At 57.3% G+C, this 23,035-nt stretch carries 17 protein-coding genes; 10 read left to right on the forward strand and 7 right to left on the reverse strand.

What is annotated here, in order from left to right; genetic code table 11:
* Positions 1-71 precede the first annotated feature (71 nt).
* Genes KG007_RS00665 through KG007_RS00680 form a run of 4 tightly spaced genes read left to right on the forward strand, consistent with a single transcriptional unit; the run spans position 72 to position 2,884 of the window.
* Positions 72-839, forward strand: a complete 768-nt coding sequence (locus KG007_RS00665) for a CPBP family intramembrane glutamic endopeptidase (protein ID WP_213346875.1) — start codon at positions 72-74, stop codon at positions 837-839.
* Entirely contained in the window at positions 832-1,683 is an 852-nt protein-coding gene (locus KG007_RS00670; protein ID WP_213346877.1) for a metal ABC transporter solute-binding protein, Zn/Mn family, read from the forward strand. Before KG007_RS00665 ends, KG007_RS00670 begins: the two co-directional genes overlap by 8 nt.
* Entirely contained in the window at positions 1,680-2,450 is a 771-nt protein-coding gene (locus KG007_RS00675) for a metal ABC transporter ATP-binding protein (RefSeq protein WP_213346879.1), read from the forward strand. Before KG007_RS00670 ends, KG007_RS00675 begins: the two co-directional genes overlap by 4 nt.
* Before the next feature lie 20 nt (positions 2,451-2,470).
* Entirely contained in the window at positions 2,471-2,884 is a 414-nt protein-coding gene (locus tag KG007_RS00680) for a DUF4442 domain-containing protein (protein ID WP_213346881.1), read from the forward strand.
* Positions 2,885-3,000: 116 nt separating this feature from the next.
* Here the strand turns inward: KG007_RS00680 and KG007_RS00685 are convergent, their stop codons facing one another.
* Complete coding sequence (locus KG007_RS00685) at positions 3,001-3,288, reverse strand: hypothetical protein (RefSeq protein WP_195460103.1); 288 nt, start codon at positions 3,286-3,288, stop codon at positions 3,001-3,003.
* Positions 3,289-3,434: 146 nt separating this feature from the next.
* Positions 3,435-4,436: a hypothetical protein gene (locus KG007_RS00690; protein WP_288237668.1), complete on the reverse strand. Its 1,002-nt coding sequence runs from the start codon at positions 4,434-4,436 to the stop codon at positions 3,435-3,437.
* 133 nt (positions 4,437-4,569) lie between these two features.
* Here KG007_RS00690 and KG007_RS00695 point away from each other — a divergent pair, with 133 nt between their 5' ends.
* Positions 4,570-5,427, forward strand: a complete 858-nt coding sequence (locus tag KG007_RS00695) for a GIY-YIG nuclease family protein (RefSeq protein WP_195460102.1) — start codon at positions 4,570-4,572, stop codon at positions 5,425-5,427.
* Positions 5,428-5,490: 63 nt separating this feature from the next.
* On the opposite strand, the gene argS is transcribed toward KG007_RS00695, so the two are convergent.
* Positions 5,491-7,272 (reverse strand): arginine--tRNA ligase, encoded by a 1,782-nt coding sequence (gene argS, locus KG007_RS00700; protein ID WP_213346883.1) that lies wholly within the window; start codon positions 7,270-7,272, stop codon positions 5,491-5,493.
* Between the two features lie 123 nt (positions 7,273-7,395).
* Here argS and KG007_RS00705 point away from each other — a divergent pair, with 123 nt between their 5' ends.
* Both KG007_RS00705 and dusB read left to right on the forward strand, forming a co-directional pair.
* On the forward strand, positions 7,396-8,667 hold the full coding sequence (locus KG007_RS00705) for a hemolysin family protein (protein ID WP_213346885.1): 1,272 nt from the start codon (positions 7,396-7,398) through the stop codon (positions 8,665-8,667).
* A complete protein-coding gene (dusB, locus tag KG007_RS00710) occupies positions 8,664-9,686 on the forward strand; it encodes a tRNA dihydrouridine synthase DusB (RefSeq protein ID WP_213346887.1) in 1,023 nt (340 codons plus the stop codon). Before KG007_RS00705 ends, dusB begins: the two co-directional genes overlap by 4 nt.
* A 55-nt stretch (positions 9,687-9,741) precedes the next feature.
* On the opposite strand, the gene KG007_RS00715 is transcribed toward dusB, so the two are convergent.
* Together KG007_RS00715 and KG007_RS00720 are read right to left on the reverse strand one after the other, a co-directional pair.
* The gene (locus KG007_RS00715; RefSeq protein WP_213346889.1) at positions 9,742-11,229 is read right to left on the reverse strand and encodes a glycoside hydrolase family 125 protein; all 1,488 of its coding nucleotides are present in this window, start codon (positions 11,227-11,229) and stop codon (positions 9,742-9,744) included.
* Positions 11,230-11,256: 27 nt separating this feature from the next.
* On the reverse strand, positions 11,257-12,435 hold the full coding sequence (locus KG007_RS00720; protein WP_213346890.1) for a glycoside hydrolase family 76 protein: 1,179 nt from the start codon (positions 12,433-12,435) through the stop codon (positions 11,257-11,259).
* Between the two features lie 217 nt (positions 12,436-12,652).
* Between KG007_RS00720 and KG007_RS00725 the strand changes: the two genes are divergently transcribed.
* The 3 genes from KG007_RS00725 to KG007_RS00735 are packed head-to-tail and all read left to right on the forward strand — an operon-like array spanning position 12,653 to position 17,382.
* Positions 12,653-13,837, forward strand: a complete 1,185-nt coding sequence (locus KG007_RS00725) for a glycoside hydrolase family 43 protein (protein WP_213346892.1) — start codon at positions 12,653-12,655, stop codon at positions 13,835-13,837.
* Positions 13,824-15,530, forward strand: a complete 1,707-nt coding sequence (locus KG007_RS00730; protein WP_195458111.1) for an arylsulfatase — start codon at positions 13,824-13,826, stop codon at positions 15,528-15,530. Before KG007_RS00725 ends, KG007_RS00730 begins: the two co-directional genes overlap by 14 nt.
* A 31-nt stretch (positions 15,531-15,561) precedes the next feature.
* The gene (locus KG007_RS00735; RefSeq protein ID WP_213346894.1) at positions 15,562-17,382 is read left to right on the forward strand and encodes a glycoside hydrolase family 2 protein; all 1,821 of its coding nucleotides are present in this window, start codon (positions 15,562-15,564) and stop codon (positions 17,380-17,382) included.
* 70 nt (positions 17,383-17,452) lie between these two features.
* Here the strand turns inward: KG007_RS00735 and KG007_RS00740 are convergent, their stop codons facing one another.
* The gene (locus KG007_RS00740) at positions 17,453-18,997 is read right to left on the reverse strand and encodes a sulfatase family protein (RefSeq protein WP_213346896.1); all 1,545 of its coding nucleotides are present in this window, start codon (positions 18,995-18,997) and stop codon (positions 17,453-17,455) included.
* Positions 18,997-22,947, reverse strand: coding sequence for a hybrid sensor histidine kinase/response regulator transcription factor (locus KG007_RS00745; RefSeq protein ID WP_213346898.1), 3,951 nt, complete (start codon positions 22,945-22,947; stop codon positions 18,997-18,999). The genes KG007_RS00740 and KG007_RS00745 overlap by 1 nt, the downstream gene beginning before the upstream one ends.
* Between the last annotated feature and the right edge of the window lie 88 nt (positions 22,948-23,035).

Genomic DNA, 23,035 nt, shown 5'->3' on the forward strand with positions numbered 1-23,035 from the left:
ACTTTTTAGCGGGCCATCCGTTTTTCCTGAAAAAAACACTACCTTTGCACTATTAATTCAGGTATCTATCCATGAGGCATTCGATCATCATTCTCACGGCCTTTGCGCTTTTCTTCGCCGTGTGGTATTTCAACCTCGGCGGATGGCCGTTCCGGGCGTTTACAGAGGGTTCGCAGGCTGCACATTACTTTGTAAACTATGTCGTTGCGGGTTTGATCCCGGCGGCCGCGCTGTTGTTGCTGCACCGCCCGAACGAAATCGCGTCGTCGATGGGGTTATCCCGCGGATTCGGATCCGGGGCGCTTTTCGGGGTGCTCGCTACCCTGCCGATGCTGATTGGATACGCCTGCATGGGAACCTTCGACCGGGAGGTTTCCGCGGATCACCTGCTGACCCGTGTCGTGATCGCCGGATTCTTCGAGGAACTCGTTTTCCGGGGATTCGTTTTCGGACAACTTTTCCGCTACGCCCGCTGGGGATTCCTGCCCGCGGCGTTGCTGACGGCCGTGGCATTCGGTTCGCTGCACCTCTACCAAGGGCACGACCTACAATCGGCGCTGGGCGCATTCGGGGTAACGGCGGCCGGAAGCGTTTTCTTCAGTTGGATTTACGCCGAATGGAATTTCAATCTCTGGTGCGTTGTCTGGCTCCACACGCTGATGAACCTGCCGTGGATCGTCTTCAGCGTCAGTGCGAGCGGCGCCGTCGGCGGAATCGGCGCCAACATCCTGCGATTCGGAACGATCGCCATCGCCATCGGCCTGACCATTGCATATAAAAAGCAAAAGAGGCTACCCTACTGCATTAATTACAAACAACTGATTATAAACCATGTATAAATCCGCGACATACCTATTGGCAGCCCTGCTGTTCGCAGCCTGCACCCCGAAGCAGCCCGCCGGGGAAAATACGTTTTACGTTTCGATACTCCCGCTGCGCAACATCGTAGAGGAAATCGTAGGCGACGATTTCGAAATCGAAGTGCTCGTACCTCCCGGGGCAAGCCCCGAGACGTTCGAACCGACTCCCCGGCAGTTCGTGGGGCTGAACAGAGCGCAACTCGTTTTCAACGTGGGACTTATCGACTTCGAAACGGCGCTGCTGGGCAAAGTCGAAGACCAGGCGAAAGTCGTGGACCTGAGCCGCGGCATCGACCTGATTGCAGGGTCCTGTTCGCACGGCAGTCACGGCCACGCACATGCCCACGGCGTCGATCCCCACGTCTGGACCTCGCCGAAAGCCCTGCAAAAGATGGCGGCAAACGCCTATGAAGCGATTCGCAAAGCCTATCCCGACTCGGTGAAATACGAAGCCGGCTACAACCGGCTGCAGGAGAAACTGCAAGCCCTCGACACACGTACGGCAGAGAAGATCGCCCAAAGCGGCGTAGAGTACTTCATCGTCTACCACCCTGCACTCACCTACTATGCACGCGATTACGGGCTGCGGCAGGTGGCTATTGAGGCCGACGGCAAAGAGCCATCGGCCAAACAGTTGACAGCGATCATCCGACAGGCCCGCGAGGACGGCGTACGGCGGATTTTCTACCAGAATCAGTTTCCCGCATCGACCGTGGAGATCATCGCCCGCGACATCGACGCCGAATATGTGGAAATCGACCCGCTGGGCGAAGACGCAATCGCCAACATCGACGCAATGACCGACTTAATCACGGCACAATGAATCTGGTAACGCTGCGCGACGTGAGTGTCGCATACGACGGTTACGAGGCCCTTCAGCACGTCGACCTGGAGATTGCGGACAACGATTTCCTGGGTGTTATCGGTCCCAACGGAGGCGGAAAAACAACGCTCGTGAAAGCGATTCTGGGAACCGTACCCCACACGGGCGAACTGAAACTCGCCCCGGAACTGTTCCGGGGAAAGGAACGCCTGATCGGCTACATGCCGCAGATCTCGGATTTCGACCGCGCATTCCCGATTTCGGTGCTCGAAGTCGTATTATCCGGATTGCAGGGCCGCCGCGGATTCCGCACCCGCTACACGAAGGAGGACCGCACCAAGGCGATGGAACTGCTGACGGCCTCGGGAATCGCCGGAACAGCCCGCAGCCCCATCGGCGAGGTATCGGGCGGTCAAATGCAGCGGGCGCTGCTGGCGAGGGCCGTGATCTCGGACCCGAAGCTGCTGATCCTGGACGAACCGGCGAATTTCGTGGACAACAAATTCGAAAAGGAACTTTACCGCACGCTGCACGAGCTGAACAAACGCATGGCGATCGTCATGGTTTCGCACGACATCGGAACGATTACCAGCGTCGTGAAAGAGATCGTCTGCGTCAACCGCCATGTACATCGTCACCGTTCTAACGTGCTGACCGAAGAGCAGTTGCGCAACTACGACTGTCCGATTCAACTGGTATCGCACGGACATATTCCCCACACCGTGCTGGAACACCATCCCGGCGATTGCTGCTGCGACCACGAATAAACCGGCAAAAAACATTGATCATGGATGTGACCCGACTACCGTTCAACGAGTTCATCGGCCTGAAATACGCCGACAGGCAGGACTACCTGCTGATGCTCGACGACAAAACCGAGTATCTCAATCACCTGAATAGCGTTCATGCCGGCGCCCTGTTCACACTGGCGGAGGCGACGAGCGGCCATTTCCTGCTCGGGCAGTTCGACAAGCTGCCTGATATCGTCCCGGTCGTCCGGAAAGTAGCGGTAAAATACCGGAAACCGGCCTTCGGAACCGTCTATTCGAATGCTGCATTCCTGAATACAGGGAAAAACGAGATTCTCGAAGCCCTGGACCAAAAAGGACGCGCCTTGCTGGAAGTAGAGGTTTGCCTGTACGACCATAGCGGCACACTCGTCATGCAGGCCGTTTTCGAATGGTTTGTCACCAAACAGTAACCGGCGCCGGTTTCCGATCATCGCAAAACAGGTTTCCCTAAAACACAGTCCGCCCCGGACGGGGTTACCGTTCGGGGCGGACAAGACTGGGCGAAAATGCCCGGGAGAACCGGAAATTACTTGGTCTCGTTAATTTTGCTCAGCTTCTCGAAGAGTTTGCCGAAAACATCCTCCATCTCGGCGCGCAGGGCAGCATAGTGCTTGCGAACGAGCGACGGATTGTGCGGCTCGGCGGGATTCATTGCTTTGGCGAACAAGTCGTTGCGAACGCCGACAGCCTCCTGCATCACCTCGAAAATCTCCTTCTCTTTCGAAGGCTGGAAACAAATAGCCATATCGCAGTCGAAAACAACCTCCTCAAGGCGGTAGTCAATCTCCTTCTTCAGGTTACGTAAATTTGCCATATTCAGTCGATTTTAAAATTTTTGCTTCGACAAAGGTAGTAAAACGTTTCGGATTATCAAACATTTTCAGGCTGCGGCCCCGGGAAATAATTGCGGGACACGGGCGGACAAAAAAAAGATTCCGGGAATCCGGAATCTTTTTCTGATTACATTTTCTGAAGGTCCTTGTAGGTCTTTTTGGCGGCCTTCTCGGCTTTCTTGGCGGCTTTAGCCTCCTTTTTGGCGATCTTCTTGGCAGCCTTCTCCTGCTGGCGGACTATCTTCTCGGCTTCGCGGGCCTCCTTTTTGGCGAGTTTTTCGGCGGCACGGGCCTCCTTCTTCATCTCCCTGGACTCCTCGCGCATCTCCTTCTTGGCTTCGCGGTCGTTCGGCATCTCGACGATAATACCGTTGACCTGCTCATCGACGACTACGTAAGGTTCCTGGGCGGCCTGGGGCTGCGGAGCCGGTTTGGGCTTCGGAATCATCGTGCGCTGCTCGACGACGTTGCCGGCGCCGTAGTTGATCGTCAGTTCGACACGGCGCAGTTTCGGCAGGATATCCTTTTTCAGGTAGTCCCACGCGGCGGGCATCTTTTTGAGCGCGATCTCTTTCTGGTCGGGCGACTGCTTGCCGTCGACAATATTCAGCACGGACTGTTTGTCGGGCATCGACGACTGTGCGACCAGCGCACGGCAGGTCTCCCAATCCTCGGCGACGGAATTGACCGTCACCTTGTACTTCTTCGAGAAATCGTACTTTTTGTCGACGTAGGTCTTGAAATCGTTGGCTCGCTTGGCGGCCAGCGCTTCGTTGAATTTCACCGGGCCGTCAGGCGACGAATAACCCGTAATCGTCACGGACTGAACCTGTTTCAGGGTATCCTTCATCAGGTTGCCCACAAAACCGTTGAGCTGGTCCAGTTCCTGCGGATTGCCGTTGAGCGTGGCGTTGAGCGTCGCCAGGTTGATCTGGTAGCGGATCGAATAGTCGGCGTCACCACGGCTTTTGACCATAAACCTGCGTACGATGTAGTCTCCGTCGGTAGTCTCCGACAGTAATACGGTATCGGCCGCAGGCACCGGGACCGCACTCTTGGTTTGGGCCGTCGCTCCGGCAGCGGCACACAACGCGAGAGAAAGAGCGAATGTTGATACAAATGTTTTCACGCTAAATTAGTGTTAGTTAACATGCCCTCACCTCTCGCAAGATTCGTACCACTGTTTAGAATCCGTATTTTCACTCTTTCAACAGCACGATTTCCAATAATATTTTCGTAACTTCGAAGAAAATATATGTAGCATGACTTATGGCAAGAAAATAACCCTGTTTCTAATGGATGGCTCCGCAGAGGGGCGGATCAGTTGCGAATTGTCCAACTGGAATGGAAAAGCATACCGTCTCCCGAGAGCCTACGTCCGACAATGCGCGGATCGAAACGATATGGATAACGCCGGTGTTTACATCCTATTCGGCAAGTCCGACAATACCGATAAAGAAGGTCTGGCGTATATCGGCGAAGCCGACGGCATCCTGAAACGATTGACACAACACCTCTCTCAAAAGGATTTCTGGAACGATGTCATCGTGTTTATCAGCAAAGACAATAACCTGAATAAGGCCCATATCAAATACATAGAAAACAGGTTATACGAAGACGCCGATAAAGTTGGCCGCTACAAACTGGAAAATTCAAACACCCCTACCCGATCAACCATTTCCGAACCTGACGAGGCCGAGATGGAGGAATTTATCGCAAATATCAAATTACTGATAGGCACACTGGGATTCAAGATCTTCGATCCACTGCTCTCAGAATCGAATACGAAAAAAAACACCAGAATGCTTTTTTTACACGGAGCCCGCGGAGCAAATGCCCAAGGAATCAGCACCACGGAAGGATTCGTCGTCATGAAAGACTCATTAATGGCAGGTTCCGTAACACTCTCTTATACCGAAAATTACCAGCATTTACGCGAAAAACTGCTCGCCGACAAAATAGTAGTGGCAGAAGAAGGAGGCGTATTCCGGTTTACCAAGGATACATTATTTTCCAGTCCCTCTACGGCCGCAAGCATCATTATGGGCCGTTGTGCAAATGGCCTGCTGGAATGGAAAACCGACGACGGCCGCATTCTTAAAATGCTGGAAACGGAGTGATCCCCTTCTTCACATAAAAAATCAGGCCGAATGTAACATTCGGCCTGATCCTTTTTCAAAATCTTACATCCGTTCGGGAACGTCGATGCCCAGCAGTTTCATGCCCTCCTTGATGACGCGGGCGACCTGCTGCGCCAGCCTAAGGCGCATCTTGCGCACCTCGGCGTTCTCTTCCTTGAGGATCGAATGATCGTGGTAGTAGCCGTTGAACTGCTTGGCAAGTTCGTAGACATAGGCTCCGACGACCGACGGCGCGAAGTTCTCGCCGGCGGCCTTCACCACGGCGGGGTATTCCGTCAATGCTTTCACCAGGTCGATCTCCTCGGGCAGGTAATCGGCGGCAGCGGCTCCTTCGAAGTCGATTCCGGCCTCAGCGGCTTTGCGCAGCACCGAACGGATACGCGCGTGGGTATACTGGATGAAGGGACCCGTATTGCCGTTGAAGTCGATCGACTCGCGGGGATCGAACAACATCGTCTTTCGGGGGTCGACCTTTAATATAAAGTACTTGAGCGCTCCCAGTCCGACCATCGTCGAAACGGCAGAAGCCTCTTCCTCCGAGCATCCGTCGAGTTTGCCCAGTTCGGCCGACATTTCGCGGGCCGTGGCGACCATGCCTTCGATCAGGTCGTCGGCATCGACCACCGTGCCTTCGCGCGACTTCATCTTGCCCTCGGGAAGCTCCACCATGCCGTAGGACAGGTGGGTGATATGGTCGCTCCAGTCGGCATAGCCCAGTTTCTTGAGCACGAGTTTCAGGACCTGGAAATGGTAGTTCTGCTCGTTGCCCACGACGTAGATCATGTCGTCGAGTTTATTATCCTCGAAGCGGCGGAAGGCCGTGCCGAGGTCCTGCGTCATGTAGACCGACGTACCGTCGCCGCGCAGCAGCAGTTTTTCGTCGAGTCCGTCGGCCGTGAGGTCGATCCACACCGAATTGTCCTCGCGGCGGTAGAAAACGCCCTTTTTGAGCCCCTCCTCGACGAGCGACTTGCCCAGCAGGTAGGTCTGCGACTCGTAATAGATTTTGTCGAAATCGACACCCAGCGCTTTGTAGGTCACATCGAAGCCTTCGTAGACCCAGCCGTTCATCGTCTCCCAAAGCCCGTAGACTTCCGGGTCTTTGGCCTCCCACTTACGCAGCATCTCCTGCGCTTCGAGCATGACCGGGGCGTTCTTCTTGGCCTCGTCTTCCGACCGTCCCTGCGCCATGAGCTCCTTGACCTGGGCTTTATAGTGTTTGTCGAACTCCACGTAATACTTGCCTACAAGGTGGTCGCCCTTCATACCCGACGATGCAGGCGTCTCGCCGTTCCCGTAGAGTTTCCAGGCCAGCATCGACTTGCAGATGTGGATGCCTCGGTCGTTCACCAGGTTGGCCTTGATGACCGTGTGGCCGTTGGCCTTGAGGATCTGCGCCACGGAGTAACCCAGCAGGTTGTTGCGGATATGCCCCAGGTGGAGCGGCTTGTTGGTGTTGGGCGAGGAGTACTCGACCATCACGGTGCGGCCCGTTGCGGGAGCCTGCCCGAACTGCGCGTCGGCAGCGACCTCGGCGAAGCGGGCCGCCCAGAACGCACTGTCGAGCGAAAGATTCAGGAAACCTTTGATCACGTTGAACGACGCGATCTCGGGAACATTAGCCGTCATATATTCGCCGATCTCGGCAGCGGTAGCCTCGGGCGACTTGCGGCTTCGTCGGAGCAGCGGGAACGTCACGAGGGTATAGTCGCCCTCGAACTCCTTGCGGGTCTTCTGAATCTGCAACTGCTCGTCGCCGAGCTCACCGTAAAGCGCCTCCACCGACCGGCGGACCGCATCCGAAATAAAGGTTTCGATATTCATATCCAATAGATTTTGCCTGCAAATTTAGCGTTTTTCGGCGAATAACCAATCCCGAGCCGCGATATTCTTTGGTTTTGCCCCGGCTTGTACTATCTTTGCAACACAAAACCGACAAGACATTCCATGGAAATTCTCGTCATTCTACTGCTGATCCTGCTCAACGGACTGTTCGCCATGTCCGAGATCGCACTCATATCGGCCCGCCGGTCGAATCTGGAGATGCAGGCCCGGCAAGGCAGCGCAGGGGCGCGCCAAGCCCTGAAGCTGGCCAAAGACCCCGACCGGTTTCTTTCGACAGTACAGATCGGCATCACCCTGATCGGCATTCTCACGGGTATTTACTCCGGCGACACGCTGGCAACGAAATTCGGCAGCGACCTGGCCCGGCTGGGTATTCCGCTGCGCACGGCGACCATCACGGCACAGGTCACGATCATCATCGTAGTCACCTACCTCACGATCATCTTCGGCGAACTGGTCCCCAAACGCATCGGCATGAACGCCGCCGAACGGGCTGCAAAGATCGTCGCACGCCCGATGCGGTGGCTTTCGATCGTAGCGTCGCCCTTCGTCTGGCTGCTCTCCAAAAGCACATCGGGGATCACCCGGCTGCTGGGGATGCAACGGGCCGAAAGCAAAGTCACCGAGGCGGAAATCCGCTCGATTATCCAGGAAGGCGCCGAGGACGGCGAAGTGCAGAAAGTCGAACAGCAAATCATGGGACGCGTCTTCTCGCTGGGCGACCGCACGGTGGAGTCGATCATGACCCACCGCAGCGACATGGTGTGGATCGATGCTGCGATGGATGCCGCGCAAATTCGCGAACTGGTGGCCCGGGCCCCGCACAACCGCTACCCCGTCGCCGAAGGAAGCCTCGACAAACTGCTGGGCGTGGTCTACCTCAAAGACCTGTTCCTCCACCTGGGCGACGACGGGTTCGACCTGCGCGCACAGGTTGTCCCGGCAAAATTCTTTCACGAAGGATTCGAGGTATACAACGCCCTCGAACAGTTGCGCAGCGAGCAGTTGGGCTACGGCATCATCTGCGACGAGTTCGGCGTGACGCGGGGCATTATTACCCTGCGCGACATCTTCGAAGCCCTCGTCGGCGAACTTCCCGATTCGCGCGAAGAGCCCGACATCATACAGCGCGAAGACGGCAGCTGCCTGGTCGACGGGCAATGCCCGTTCTACGATTTCCTTGCCTGGTTCGGCATGGAAAACGTCCTCCCCCACAACGCCTACAACACCGTCAGCGGCCTGATCCTCGACCACCTGGCCCACATTCCCGCCACGGGCGAGAAGCTGGAATGGAACGGTTTCACGTTTGAAATCGTGGACATGGACGGGGCGCGTATCGACAAAATCCTCGTCAGCCAGAAACAACAATTATGAGAATAGCAGACATCGAACTGGGCGAACGCCCCCTGCTGCTCGCGCCGATGGAGGACGTGACCGATCCGTCGTTCCGCTACATGTGCAAACGCTTCGGCGCCGACATGGTCTACACGGAGTTCATCTCGTCGGACGGCCTGATCCGCGACGCGGCGAAATCGCTCAAGAAGCTCGAAATCGACGACACGGAACGCCCCGTAGGCATTCAGATATACGGACACCTGATCGAACCGATGGTCGAAGCGGCGCGCATGGCCGAAGCGGCCGATCCCGATGTCATCGACATCAATTTCGGATGCCCGGTGAAGAAGATCGCCGGACGCGGAGCCGGTTCGGGTATGATGCGCGACGTGCCGCTGATGGTCGAAATGACACGGCAGATCGTGGCGGCAGTCAGAAAGCCCGTAACCGTGAAAACCCGCCTCGGATGGGACGAGGAATCGAAAAATATCGAAGAAATAGCCCTGCGGTTACAGGATACGGGCATTGCGGCCCTCACGATCCATGGCCGCACACGGGCGCAGATGTACCGCGGCGAAGCCGACTGGACGCTGATCGGGAAGGTAAAGAACAATCCGCAGATACACATTCCGATCATCGGCAACGGCGATGTCGATTCGGGTCCCAAAGCCAAAGAGATGTTCGACCGCTACGGTGTGGACGGCGTGATGATCGGCCGTGCGACCTACGGCCGGCCGTGGATATTCCGCGAAGTGAAACACTTCCTCGCGACGGGCGAAGTACTGCCGCAGCCATCGGTCGTCGAACGGGTGGCCATCGCAAAAGAGCACCTGCAGAAATCGCTCGAAATCAAAGGCGACCACGTCGGCATCCTCGAAATGCGGCGCCACATGACCAACTACTTCAAGGGGCTGCCCGACTTCAAGCCCACGCGGCTGAAACTCGTAACGTCGCTCGACATCGCGGAATTGTTCGCAACGCTCGACCAAATCGCCGAACGCTGGGGCGGTTACGACCTGAGCGGAGCGGTTCCCGCACCGCTGTCGCACAACCTCTGAAAACAGAAAATGCCGGAGTCTGGGACTCCGGCATTTATTTTCTGTGTTTCGGCCTTTACTGAACCGTGATGCTGTTCAGCAGATCCGTCTTGCCCTCATTCACCAGCTTCAGGATCAGCTCCCCGAACAGCGTGTTCTGCCACGCGAACCACGAACGCGTAAACTTCGCTGGATCGTCCTTGTGGAAAGATTCGTGCATGAAGCCCGTGCCGGCGTCCGTCGTCAGCAGCATCTCAATGCAGCGTTTGATCTCGGCGTCGTCCGTAGACGTGAAGGCCTTCATCATGATACTCATCGGCCAGATCATGTCGTAACCGATATGGGGACCTCCGATACCTTCGCCCGCCGAGCCTTTGAAAAAGTAAGGGTTCGATTCGCTCCAGACGAAACGGCGCGTATTCCGGTAAACAGGGTCCTTCACATCCATATCACCCAGGTAGGGCATAGCAAGAAGGCTCGGGACGTTTGCGTCGTCCATCAAAAAGCGGTTCCCGTAGCCGTCGACCTCGAAGGCGTAGATCTTCCCGAATTCCGGGTGATCGCAGGTCGCGTATTTCCGGAGAGCCGTCTCCACCTCGTCGGCCAAAGCACGGCACTCCGAAGCCAGCGACTTCTCCTTGTTCACCTTCGTCAGGATTTCAGAAGCTTTGCGAAGCGACGTAACAGCGAAGAAGTTCGAGGGAACCAGGAACAGGAACGTCGTGGCGTCGTCCGAGGGACGGAACACCGAGGCGATAAGGCCCACCGGGTTGACAGGGTTGCCCTTGCCGTCGTTGCAGACCGTATCCAACTGGCGTTCCGTGCGACGCTGGAACGTATAGGGACCCACACCATCCTTGCGCTGTTGTTCGCGGAACGTACGGAGGATATTCTTTACCGCGGCAAGCCAGTGTTCGTCGAAGACCGAAGCGTCGCCCGTGATCTTCCAGTACTCGTAGGCCAGGCGAAGCGGGTAGCACAGCGAGTCGATCTCCCATTTGCGTTCGTGGAGTTCAGGGCGCATCTGCGTCTTGTCCTTCATCCACTGGTGGTCCGGGTTCGGATCGTAGGGGTCCAGGAACGCGTTCGCGTAAGGGTCCAGTTCGATGCACTTCATCTGCCGACGGATCACACCGGCGAGCATCCGACGAAGGTGTTCGTCCTTATGGGCCAGTTGCAGGTAGGGCCACACCTGGGCCCCGGAGTCCCGGAGCCACATCGCATGGATGTCGCCCGTATAGACCACCGTATCGTCCTTGCCGTTATCGTCCGTGCGGTAGCGAACGGTCGTGTCCAGCGTATTGGGAAAGCAGTTCTCGAACATCCAAGCCAGTTTCCGGTTCGTAAGGACAACTTTGATTCGTGCGATCTCAGATTCGACGGCCGACGATTGGAACAACCGCTCCGATGCCGACGGACGCTTCGTTTGAGTGTAGTCGGGAACTACGGCAGAAACGCGTGTCGCATCCGAGACAATAAGCTGGGCGGCGGACGCCCCCGAGCATACGACGACGCTAAACAAAGCGGCGAGGGCGAAAATTTGGATTTTTGTGTTTTTCTTCATCTTTTTCAATATGATTTTAAAGTTCGGTTAGTCGGTTACGTCTGCCATCCGGGCAAACATCTCGGCCAGCGCAGCCTGTGAAAGCAACCACTTGCGCCCCTCGCGGCCCCGGCCGCTCCAGTCGGCGAGAAAACCCCGGCTGTCGCGGGCATGCGTCCACGCATGGTCGAGTGTCTCGCGGAAAGCATCCAGATACACCTCACGGCCGTCTTCACGGTAAAGTTCGATAAATCCGCGCAGCATCACGGCATCGAACCAGATTTTGTCACGCCGCAGGATTCGGACGGAACCGCCGCCGGGCTTGTGGAGGGGCCGGAAAAAATGGGACAGGCAGGACGCTGCCGTCTCGCGCGCTTCGGCAAGGTAGCGTTTCTTGCCGGTGATGCGGTAAAGCAGGGCGCCCGCCTGGATCATCTGGCCGCTGTTGTAGGAAAACTTGGTCTTGTTGAGCGTTCCCTTCAGCGAGATATTGTCGAAATAGAGGTTGTCGGAGGGGTCGAGAAGCCGTTTGCGCGTCCACTCGTAAAGGATGCGGCCCTGTTCGAGGTAGTGCTCTTTGCCGGTCGCCAGGTAGAGTTTCAGGGCAAAGACAGCCCCGGGGGCATTCGAGCAGGTGTTCTTCGAACCTTTTTTCTGCTCGCACCAATAGATGCCGCCTCCGAGTTTGTCGTCGGTTCCGCTGGCGATAAAAAGCCAGATACGCTCCGCCTCGTTGAGAAAACGCTGCTGACGGGTTGCGGTGTAAAGGTCGGTAAAGTCGATACCGAGCCAGATATTGTCGTCGTAGAAACGGTCCGAAGCCGGCGCCGAAGCAATATAGGAGGCATAGGCGAAAGGCCGGCGGCGCACATCGCCGTATTCCCGCAGCCCGGGCAGCACCACCGAGTCGAGCAGAGGGCCGTAGGTCTCCCACCCCTGCGTTTCGACCAGCACGGCGACAGCCGAGAGCGTTCCCGAGAAGGGCCACAGGTAGGAAAACTGATTGGCGGCGGATTCCCCGGCAAGGTAGGTGGCTTTATAGGAAGCGTCGTCGGGATAGTTTTCCCGGAGTAACCGAGTCCCCGGAACCGAATAATAGGTATAGAGCGAATCGAGCGTCGCCGTGGCGCGCCGGGCATATTCGCCGCCCCGGTCCGCGGCTGCGAAGCCCGAGGCGAAAACGACGCAGAAAACGAAGGCAAGGGCCGGGCTTTTGAAGAGTGGCATAAATAAAAAACGCTTTTTTGATTTGCATACAAATTTAGACAGATTCGCCGGTCCGGAACACCAATATTTGACCAATCGACGACATATTTCCGTCAATGAAGCACCTCCAGGCCTATTTTGACTAAATCCTGCTTTTTTCTGATCAAAATATAGCGGGTAAAGAATTATTATTTCCGAAATTTGTATTCGGAAACAAGACCTTAAAACCGACCCAACTATGAAAATCCCCGTAAATACTGCGTCGCTATGCCGGACTGCGGGCCTGATCATTCCGAGTCTGCTGTTCGCCCTGTTCACCTCGTGCGCAGGAAAAGAGACGGCCGACGACGACCTCTTCGAAAATCCCATCATCCTCAAATACGAAAATACGTCGATCTTTTTCCACGAAGGATTGTACTATTACATTACCAATTCGAACGGCAACCTGGGACTCTATGCCGACGCGGACCCGACACGGCTCGAACAGTCCGAGCCCTGCGTCGTGTGCCGGGCCAAACAGGAATACGGGCTGCTCCACATCTGGCATCCCCAGCTTGTGAATATCCGCGGAAAGTGGTATATCTACCTCAGCGCCGACGACGGCAACACGGACAACCACCAGATATACGTGTTGGAAAATCAGGAAAAGGATCCCCGCACAGGGACGTTTACGATGCGCGGACGGATCAAAACCGATCCGGACGACAATTGGGCCATCCACGCCCATGCTTTCGAATACGACGGGGAACTCTACATGATCTGGTCGGGATGGGAGTCGCGCCGTGTTTACGCCGAGACGCAGGGCATCTACATCGCCAAGCTGGAAAACCCCTGGACGCAAAGCACCTCCCGGGTACGGATTTCGGTCCCCGAATACGAATGGGAACGGCAATGGGTAAACCCCAACGGGTATAAAACCGCATACCCGGTCTATGTCAACGAGGCTCCGTTCTTCTTCGGGAACGACCGCACGGACCGGCTCTACATCTACTATTCGGCCAGCGCCATGTGGACCCCCTACTACGCAATCGGCGAACTGTCGGCAGCGAAAGGCAGCGACCTGCTCAACGCCGCGTCGTGGAAAAAGAAGAGCAAGCCCGTCTTCTCGATGAACGACCCTTCGTGGAAAAAAGCAGCGGAAAACCAGACTCCGGCCGCGGCGGGCGTCTATGCCCCGGGGTCCCCCTTCATCATCCCTTCGCCCGACGGAACCGAGTATTTCCTGGTTTACATGGCCCGCGATATCGTAGGAGACCCCTACCGGCCCTATTCGCGCACGGTACGCATGCAGAAAATCGGATTTTCGGCAGAGGGAACCCCGGAGTTAGGAAAACCCGAACCGATCGGCAAAGCGCTGAAAAAGCCATCAGGCGTAAAATCTACATCTAAAAAGCTTAACACAACGAACGATGAATCCAAGTAAACTAATTCTTCCGGTTTCGCTCCTGACCGCAGCGGCCGCCGAGAGTGAGCAATGTGCGGCCAAACCCAAAAAGGACGCGCGGCCCAATGTGATCGTGATCCTGGCCGACGACCTGGGTTTTTCGGACATCGGCTGCTACGGAGGTGAAATCCACACCCCGAACCTCGACCGGCTGGCATCCGAAGGCCTGCGTTTCAACAATTTCTACAATACGAGCCGCAGCTGCCCGACCCGCGCGTCGCTGCTCACGGGGCTTTACCAGCATCAGGCCGGAATCGGCCGGATGACCTTCGACGACCACCTGCCGGGATACCGCGGCACGCTGTCGAAGAACGCCGTGACCATCGCCGAGGCGCTCCGCGAAGCGGGTTATCACACGGGCATGGTCGGAAAGTGGCACATCGCCGAGACGCCCCTGCGCCCCGACCAGCGCGAATGGCTGGCCCACCATGTTTACCACGAGGAGTTCGCCGACAAAATCAACTACCCTACCCACCGCGGATTCGAAAAGTTCTACGGCACGATTTACGGCGTGGTGAACTATTTCGACCCGTTCAGCCTCGTAGAAGGCGAAGAGCCCGTACGCGAAGTCCCCGAAGGGTATTACGTAACGGACGACCTTTCGCAGAAGGCCGTCAGCTATGTGAACGAATATGCGAAGGACGACAAGCCCTTCTTCCTCTACCTCTCCTACACGGCGCCCCACTGGCCGCTGCATGCCCTGCCGGAGGACATCGAGAAGTATAAGGACACCTACAAAGTCGGCTGGGAGGCCATCCGCAACCAGCGGTACGAGCGGATCAAACAACTGGGCATCTTCCCCGGACAGGAGGATTTCCTTTCGCAGCGCCAGTTCAACGACAAATGGGAAGACAATCCCACGGCCGAATGGGACGCCCGCGCGATGGCCGTACATGCCGCGATGGTAGACCGCATGGACCAGGGCATCGGCCGGGTGCTGGAAGCGCTGGAAAAGAACGGACAGATGGACAACACGCTGATCATCTTCCTCTCCGACAACGGATGCAGCAGCGAGCAGTGCCAGAACTACTCGCCCGGTGAGAACGACCGTCCCGACATGACGCGCGACGGACGCGCCATCGTCTACCCGAAAAAGAAAGAGGTGATGCCCGGTCCCGAGACCTCCTATGCATCGCTCGGCGCCAAATGGGCCAACGTGGCCAACACGCCGTTCCGCTTCTGGAAAGCCAAGTCGTTCAACGGCGGCATCTGCACCCCCGTGATCGCCCACTGGCCCAAAGGCCTCAAGAAGAGCCTGCAAGGGAAGGTGACCGACCAGATGGGGCACGTGATGGACATCATGGCCACCTGCCTCGACCTCTCGGGCGCCGACTACCCCACTTCATACGACGGCAACGAGATCATTCCGCTGGAAGGCAAGAGCCTCGTACCCGTGCTGCGCAAAGGCCGGCGCGAAGGACACGACTACCTGGGCTTCGAGCACTTCAACGAACGCGCGTTCATCTCGAAAGACGGCTGGAAGATCGTCCGCCAGGGCAACAAACGCCCCTGGGAGCTTTACAACCTCAGCGACGACCGCTCGGAGCAGCACAACCTCGCAGCAGAGAACCCCGCCAAGCTCCAGGAACTGGAAGCGGCCTACGAAACCTGGGCGAAGCGCTGCATGGTGGAACCTTACCCCGGACAGTTCAAAAAGAAGAAGAACCAATAAATCCATAACCCAATTCTTTTATTAATTCGTAATGAAAAAAACGATTCTGACAACCGTGGCGGCACTGAGCGTGCTGTGCACCTTTGCCCAGTGGAAACCCGCGGGCGACAAAATCAAGACGCCGTGGGCCGAAAAAATCGACCCCGCCAACGTGCTTCCCGAATACCCGCGTCCCCAGATGGTACGTTCCCGGTGGATGAACCTCAATGGCCTGTGGGATTACGCCATCAAGCCGATCGGCGCCATGGAACCTAAAAAAATGGACGGAAAGATTCTCGTACCCTTCGCCGTCGAATCGTCGCTGTCGGGTGTACAGAAAACCGTCACCGACAAGGACGAACTGTGGTACCGTCGTACGTTCAGCGTGCCCGCCGCCTGGAAAGGCAGCAACGTGCTGCTGAACTTCGGCGCCGTGGACTGGAAAGCCGACGTATTCGTAAACGACATCCTCGTAGGCTCCCACACGGGCGGTTTCACGCCGTTCTCGCTCGACATTACGCCCTACCTGAACGCCAAGGGCGACCAGAAGCTGGTCATACGCGTATTCGACGGAACGGACGCAGGTTACCAGCCCCGCGGCAAGCAGGTGCAGAATCCCAACGGAATCTGGTACACGCCGGTAAGCGGCATCTGGCAGACCGTGTGGATCGAGCCCGTGGCTAAGAGCCATATTTCGGGTATCAAAGCCATTCCCAACCTGGACCAGAAGAACATCGCCGTAACCGTAGCAGCCGAAAACTGCGCGACGGGTGACCTGGTGGAGGTGAAGATTCTCGACAAAGGTACGGTCGTAGCTTCGGCGACGGGATTCCCCGGCAGCCCGCTGCGCCTGGGTATCGCCGAGCCGAAACTCTGGAGCCCCGACTCGCCGTTCCTCTACGACATGGAGGTATCGCTCAAACAGGGCGGAAAAACCGTCGACAAAGTCGATTCGTACACCGCCATGCGTAAGATCGGAATCCTGCGCGACAAGGGCGGGATCGCACGCATGACGCTCAACGACAAGCCGTTGTTCCACTTCGGACCGCTCGATCAGGGCTGGTGGCCGGACGGACTTTTCACCGCACCTACGGACGAAGCGCTGCTGTTCGACATCGTGAAAACCAAAGAGTTGGGTTACAACATGATCCGCAAGCACGTGAAGGTAGAGCCGGCACGCTGGTACTACCACTGCGACCGCGAAGGTATTCTCGTATGGCAGGACATGCCCTCGGGAGACATGGGTAACAAGTGGGAAATGTACACCTACAACGGCGGCACGGACAAGGACCGTACGCAGGAGTCGAAGGACAACTTCAGCAAGGAGTGGAAAGAGATCATGGATTTCTGCATGTCCTCCCCGAGCGTCGTGGTATGGGTTCCGTTCAACGAGGCATGGGGTCAGTTCGACACCGAGCGCATCGTAAACTGGACCATGGAGTACGATCCTTCGCGCCTGGTCAACCCCGCCAGCGGCGGTAACCACCGTCCCTGCGGCCACATGCTCGACCTGCACAACTACCCGGGTCCCGCCATGAAACTCTTCGACCCGCAGCGCGTGAACGTGCTGGGCGAGTACGGCGGTATCGGCATGGCCCTCGAAGGACACCTCTGGTGGAACAAACGCAACTGGGGCTACGTGCAGTTCAAGAACTCGGACCAGGTGACGGCCGAGTATGAGAAATACGCCAAAAACCTCATCAAATACGTGCGTCTCGGCTTCTCGGGTGCGGTTTACACCCAAACGACCGACGTGGAAGGCGAAGTGAACGGCCTGTTCACCTACGACCGAAAGGTGATGAAGGTGAACCCCGAGCGAATCAAGGCTGCCAACGAAGCGGTGATCAAATCCATGCCGCTGGACATGGAGTAACCGCTCCCGGATCCTACCAAAAAAAGACATCCTCTTTCCAGAGGATGTCTTTTTTTGCGTCTTACCGGAGCTATTCCTTGGTGCGGACCGGTTCGATCGGAGGCAGCGGACCGAACTCGCCGTGCGCAGCGGCCTTGATGCTGAATCCCTTGTACATCCAGTTATCGCGATACCAGGTACACGGTTTGAACTCGTCGTTCAGGGTCTCCATTTTGGCAGCCATCGCATCCCGGAGCGCAGCGAGCACCTTCGCGTATTTCTTGTCGCCGGCAACATTATGGATCATATACGGGTCTTTCTTCCGGTCGAAAAGCAGTTCCGAACCGTCGCGCAGATAGCGGGCATAGGTATAGCGTTTATCCCGCACGGCACGCCATTCGAAGCCGTTGCGCCAAAGGTGGGTATGTCCCATTCCCTGCATAAAGGCGAAAGACGGCTCCTGCCCCTTCCCGCCGCGCACGGCGAAACTCAGGTCGTCGCCCTCCATCTCAGCCGGGATACTGTCGGAAAGTCCGACCAGGCCGAGCAGCGTGGGCGCGATGTCCGGCGTATTGAGGCAAACGTCCGTCTTGCCCGTTTTCGCCCCGGGACAGCGCATGAGGAAGGGAATGCGGCACGACTCGTCGTAGAAGATCATCTTGAACATGCGGCCCTGCGAAGTCATCATCTCGCCGTGGTCCGACGTAAAAACCACGATCGTATTGTCGGCGATGCCCAGGCTGTCGAGAAGCCCCACTACGCGTCCGAACTGCTCGTCGATGGAGTTCGCCATCGCATAGTAACAGCGCATGGCCTCGTTATACCCTTCTCCCTTGACGAAATCGTCGCGCCAACTGGCCTTGCCGTTGAAATACTCGGAGAAAAAACGGTCCATATAGGGATCGGGATTCTCGTTGAAGTTCTCCGGAAGCTTGAATTTTACGTCTTTGAATTTTTCATAGCAATGTTCGGGAACGTTCTTGCGGACCCAGGGATCGTGCGTGGGACTCCACGAGAGCATCAGCGTAAAAGGCTGTTCGTCGGCGGCATGTTCGCGGATGTAGTCGAGTGCAAGCCCGGTGAAAACATCGGGACCATACTGTCCCTTGAGGCTGACATGCACGGATTCGCCGCCGGGACCGTCCGTATCGTAGAACGCGTTGTAATTGATGTGGTTGAACGAATAGGCCGCCCAGTATCCGTCGAATCCCATGCGCTCGGGACCGGGCTTGTAGGGCCGGCGGTGGGCGTCGTTCCAATGGACCTTGCCCACATAACCGGTCTGGTAACCCGCATCGGTAAGCACGTGCGCCAGGGTCCGGTGGTTGGGATTGAGGTTCAGTTCGTTGATGACCATGCCCGTCGACGAAGTGTATTTGCCCGTTATGAGGCTGGCGCGGTAAGCGGCGCTCACGGGACTGACCGACACGGCGTTGGTAAAATCGAGCGACTGGCGTGCGAACCGGTCGATGTTGGGCGTCACGGCCAGTTCGTCGCCGGCATAACCCAGCACGTCGGCGCGCAACTGGTCCGCCATCATGTAGATGATGTTGGGACGCTGCTGCGCCCCGGCAGACCCTGCAAGGCCTGTCAGCGTACCTGCCCCGAGCAGGTACAGCAATCGTTTGTTCTTCATTACTTGGATTTTGAGTTTTGATCCTTATATTGCTTGGGCGTCATGCCGAACTCCTCGCGGAAGCAGGCCGAGAAGTAGCTCGAAGTCTTGAAGCCCACCTGCTCGTAGATCTCCTTGATCAGGAAGTCGCCGCTGCGGATCATCTCGGCGGCCTTGCGCAGGCGGTAGGTTTTCATATAATCGTTGGGCGATATGCCGAACAGGCTCTTGACCTTGCGGTAAAAGTTCGAACGGCTCATAAACATCTTCTCGGCCAACTGCTCGATGTAGAAAGTCTCCTCGCAGAGGTGCTCCTCGATATGGGTGTTCAGCTTTTCGATAAACTCCGCGTCGCGCTTGCTGATACCCAGCGATGCCGTGTCGGCATGGCCCGTATCGGCGAGCAGCGCACGGCGGATGCGTTCGCGGTTCCGGATCAGGCTGTCGATCTGGGCCATGAGGTGCTCCGAGGAGAAGGGCTTCTCGATATAGGCGTCGGCGCCGTACTCCAGTCCGCGGACCTTGTCCTCGACCGAGGTTTTCGCCGTAAGCTGGATGATGGGGATATGGCTGTACCGGAGTTCCGACTTGACGTATTCGCACAGCTCGTAGCCATCCATTTCGGGCATCATGATGTCGCTGACGATCAGGTCGCAGTTGTTGTCGGCGAGTACTTCGAGCGCTATTTTGCCGTTGGCGGCGGTCAGCACGTCGTAACGGGCGCCGATGATCTCGGCAATCACGCTGCGCAGGTCGTCGTTATCCTCGACAACCAGTATCTTACAGGTTCCATTGTCCTCTGCGGGGGGGGGTATTTCCGCACCCGGACTGCTCTCCGGACCCGGTTCGGACGACACCCCGGACTCTGCGGCCGCGGGATTGAGCGGAATCTCCACGGTAAACACCGCACCTCTCTGTTCGCAGTTGGAGCACACGACGCTTCCGCCGTGCTTGATGGCCAGCAGGCGCGCCAGGGGCAGTCCGATGCCGGTTCCGCCCTTGCTGTTGCCCGACTGGTAGAAGGTGTTGAAGATGCGCTCCATGTCCTCGGGAACGATACCCTGCCCGTCGTCGGAGATCGTGATGCGGAAAAGTTTGCCTTCCGAGGCGAGGGTTACGCAACAGTTGCTCCGGGCATATTTCAACGCATTGGATAACAAGTTATTCACGATTTTGGAAATCGCGTCGCGGTCGACCCGGGCCACCACGCCGGGTTCGATGGACCGTTCGATGCTGATTCCGCCGACCTCCGCAGCCGGACCGAAACGCGCGCACAGGTCGTCGACCAACTCCGAGACATCGCACGTCTGCATCGACGGCGTATAGTCCGTATCTTCGGTTTTGCGCAGGTCGAGCAGTTGGTTGACCATCTCCAGCAGGTTGCTCGTATTCTTCTCCATGACATGGAGGTAGTCCCTCACTTTGGGCGGAAAATGTTCGTCTTCCTTCAGGATCGATTCCAGGGGAACCTTGATAAGCGAAAGCGGCGTCCGGATTTCGTGGGCGACGTTGGTAAAGAAGTCGATCTTCGACTGGTAGTTGATCTTCTCCTGCTGCAAGGCAAATTCGGCGAGTTTCAGGCGGTGTTTCCGGCGGACATACCAGGTTCCGTACCAGGCCAGCAGCCCCAGCAGCAGCAGGTAACCGACGACAGCCACCGTCGAGCGGTAGAACGGCGGCTGGATCACGAAGGCGACGGTAGCCGTATTCTCGCTCCATACGCCGTCGTCGTTCGAACCGCGGACCTCGAAGGTGTATTTACCCGGCGAAAGGTTGGTGAAATGGGCTTCGTTGCGATCGGAATAGACCCACTCCTTGTCCTGCCCCGCAAGCCGGTAGGCATAGCGGTTCTTGGGCGAAGACTGGTAGCTCAGCGCCGCAAAGGTGAAACCGACCGAGTTCTGGTTATATTTCAGCCGGAGCTCCTTGTTCAGGTGCAACGGGCGTTTGAGCGGCGAAGAGTCCTTGCCGCCGCGGTCGATCTCCACCCACCGGTCGTTGAGCAAAAGTCCTGTCACGCAGACCGACGGAACGAATCCGTTGCGCTGCAAAGTCTCGGGCCGGAAGGCCGAATAACCGTTGATACCGCTGAAATAGAGCCGCCCGTCGCGGGCGCGCAACGAGGCGCGGTCGTTGAACTGGTTGCCGGTAAGGCCGTCGCGCACGGTCAGGTGGTAACGCACCTCCTGCGTCTCGGCATCGAGGCTGAAGATACCGTTGTTGCTCCCGATCCAGAGCGTTCCGTCGTCGCCTTCTTCCAGCGTTGCGACCGCCAACCCTTTCAGGATGCCGTCGGCAGCGTTGAACGGCACGAAATGGCGCGTCTCCCGGTTCAGCAGGAACAGCCCTGTCTCCGTTCCCAGCCACGTATTGTCGCGGCCGTCGGTCAGGATGCAGACGCTGTTGGGCGTACCGCTCCGGGCGAACATGTAGTGTTTGAAGTCCCCGGTCGAAGTGTCGTACAGGAATCCGCCCTTATTACGCGCCAGCACCCAGATCAGGCCCGGCCCGGCCTGAGCGAAGTCACAGACGGAGAGGTCGTTGCCGCCTTTGTTCACCCGCACGAAGTCGTCCAGACGCCGGTCGTACCGGGCAAATCCCCACGGTGTTCCGGCATAGACCGTTCCGGCATCGTCGCTAAAAAGCGTCTCCACGTCGTCGTCGCAAAGCGATGTTTTCACCCCCGGATCGTTCCGGTAGTTACGCACCGCCCCCGTTTTCAGGTCGCAGGCGTAAACACCCCCGGACATGGTTCCCAGCCACAGGCGGCCTCCGGCGACAAGCATCGCCCGGACGTTCTTCGTCTCGCGGCGGAACGATTCGGACCCGCCGCGGAAAGGAGCCTCATCGACACGGCCCGCGGCATCGACTTTCAGGACGCCCCGCTTGTCGATCGCAACCCACAGGCTGCTGTCGTCGTCCTCGGCAAAGGCCGTGGCGAGCGTTTTACCCCTCTCCGCGATCCGGAGCGACATGTGCTCGATGGGTTTGAGCCGGCGGGGAAGATAGGTAATACCGTTATACTGCGTAGCGACCCAGATTCCGCCCTCACGGTCGCGGTAAAGGGCATTGACCGTATGGGTGTAGTTTTCTCCGCGGGCGGTCATGTCCGTCACGGAATCGACCTGCCCCGAACCCGTATAGTAAACGAACAGTCCGTCGTCGGAGCCGATCATCAGTTCTCCGCGTGAAAGCGGCAGCAGCACCTGCGCCGAAAGGTCCCGGCGGTGCGTCCACTTCGCCGCGCTGTCGCCCGACCACGTCATTTTCGCAAGTCCGTCGGTTTCGAAACAGCCCCACAGTTCGTCGTTACTGTAACAAAGCGACCGGATAGAGGGCACATGGCCGCCCTGCTCCTTCGAATAGACGGCCAGGCGCTGTTTTCCTTCGCTGTCGAACTCCGCGACCGTCCCGTTGCGGGCGCTCACGAAAACATTCCAGTCCGGACCGCCGACCATATCGGTCACGGCATCGGCCAGGCGGCTGTTCTGTTCGAGTTCGCCGTCCTCGGGATGGTAGATGAAAAAGCCCTGGGCCTCCGTACCGATCCAGATTTTGCCGTCGCCGTTCTCAAATATACGGGTGATGCGTCCTGTGATAACCACACCGTACTGGGTACGCACGCTGAAAGGGAAAAATACATCTTTACGCTCATCGTACAGATAAACGCCCTGCTCGGTTCCGACCCACAGGCGGTTCTTCCGGTCGGCACACAACGCATGGACCGACGTGTTCAGAAGCCCGTGCCGGAGATTTTCGGAATTATAAGCGCGGAATGCAATTCCGTCGAAACGGTTCAGGCCGTCCGCCGTGCCGATCCACATGAATCCCCGCTGATCCTGGGCAATGCAGCGGACCGTGTTGTGCGAAAGGCCGTTATCGGCGTTGTAGCTGACCAATGCATAGTTCCTGGCCGCGGCGAAGCCCGCGCATCCGATCAGGAAAAAGAGCGATATGATGAATTTTTTCATACGGAGTACCACAGTAAAGGTAAAAATTTGTTTCTGAACGGACAAATTTAAAGTTTTCGTATATCCTTCCAGGCGTTTGCGGCCCGGA

The sequence above is a fragment of the Alistipes montrealensis genome (genome assembly GCF_018362775.1).
GTDB classification, from domain to species: Bacteria; Bacteroidota; Bacteroidia; order Bacteroidales; family Rikenellaceae; genus Alistipes; species Alistipes montrealensis.

Bases quoted from the DNA above. Each gene is read 5' to 3' on its own strand.
- KG007_RS00715 (WP_213346889.1), bottom strand. From the start codon at position 11,229: ATGAAGAAAAACACAAAAATCCAAATTTTCGCCCTCGCCGCTTTGTTT.
- KG007_RS00735 (WP_213346894.1), top strand. From the start codon at position 15,562: ATGAAAAAAACGATTCTGACAACCGTGGCGGCACTGAGCGTGCTGTGC.
- KG007_RS00705 (WP_213346885.1), top strand. From the start codon at position 7,396: ATGGAAATTCTCGTCATTCTACTGCTGATCCTGCTCAACGGACTGTTC.
- KG007_RS00745 (WP_213346898.1), bottom strand. From the start codon at position 22,947: ATGAAAAAATTCATCATATCGCTCTTTTTCCTGATCGGATGCGCGGGC.
- KG007_RS00680 (WP_213346881.1), top strand. From the start codon at position 2,471: ATGGATGTGACCCGACTACCGTTCAACGAGTTCATCGGCCTGAAATAC.
- KG007_RS00695 (WP_195460102.1), top strand. From the start codon at position 4,570: ATGACTTATGGCAAGAAAATAACCCTGTTTCTAATGGATGGCTCCGCA.
- KG007_RS00720 (WP_213346890.1), bottom strand. From the start codon at position 12,435: ATGCCACTCTTCAAAAGCCCGGCCCTTGCCTTCGTTTTCTGCGTCGTT.
- KG007_RS00675 (WP_213346879.1), top strand. From the start codon at position 1,680: ATGAATCTGGTAACGCTGCGCGACGTGAGTGTCGCATACGACGGTTAC.
- KG007_RS00725 (WP_213346892.1), top strand. From the start codon at position 12,653: ATGAAAATCCCCGTAAATACTGCGTCGCTATGCCGGACTGCGGGCCTG.
- KG007_RS00670 (WP_213346877.1), top strand. From the start codon at position 832: ATGTATAAATCCGCGACATACCTATTGGCAGCCCTGCTGTTCGCAGCC.
- dusB (WP_213346887.1), top strand. From the start codon at position 8,664: ATGAGAATAGCAGACATCGAACTGGGCGAACGCCCCCTGCTGCTCGCG.
- KG007_RS00665 (WP_213346875.1), top strand. From the start codon at position 72: ATGAGGCATTCGATCATCATTCTCACGGCCTTTGCGCTTTTCTTCGCC.
- argS (WP_213346883.1), bottom strand. From the start codon at position 7,272: ATGAATATCGAAACCTTTATTTCGGATGCGGTCCGCCGGTCGGTGGAG.
- KG007_RS00730 (WP_195458111.1), top strand. From the start codon at position 13,824: ATGAATCCAAGTAAACTAATTCTTCCGGTTTCGCTCCTGACCGCAGCG.
- KG007_RS00685 (WP_195460103.1), bottom strand. From the start codon at position 3,288: ATGGCAAATTTACGTAACCTGAAGAAGGAGATTGACTACCGCCTTGAG.
- KG007_RS00740 (WP_213346896.1), bottom strand. From the start codon at position 18,997: ATGAAGAACAAACGATTGCTGTACCTGCTCGGGGCAGGTACGCTGACA.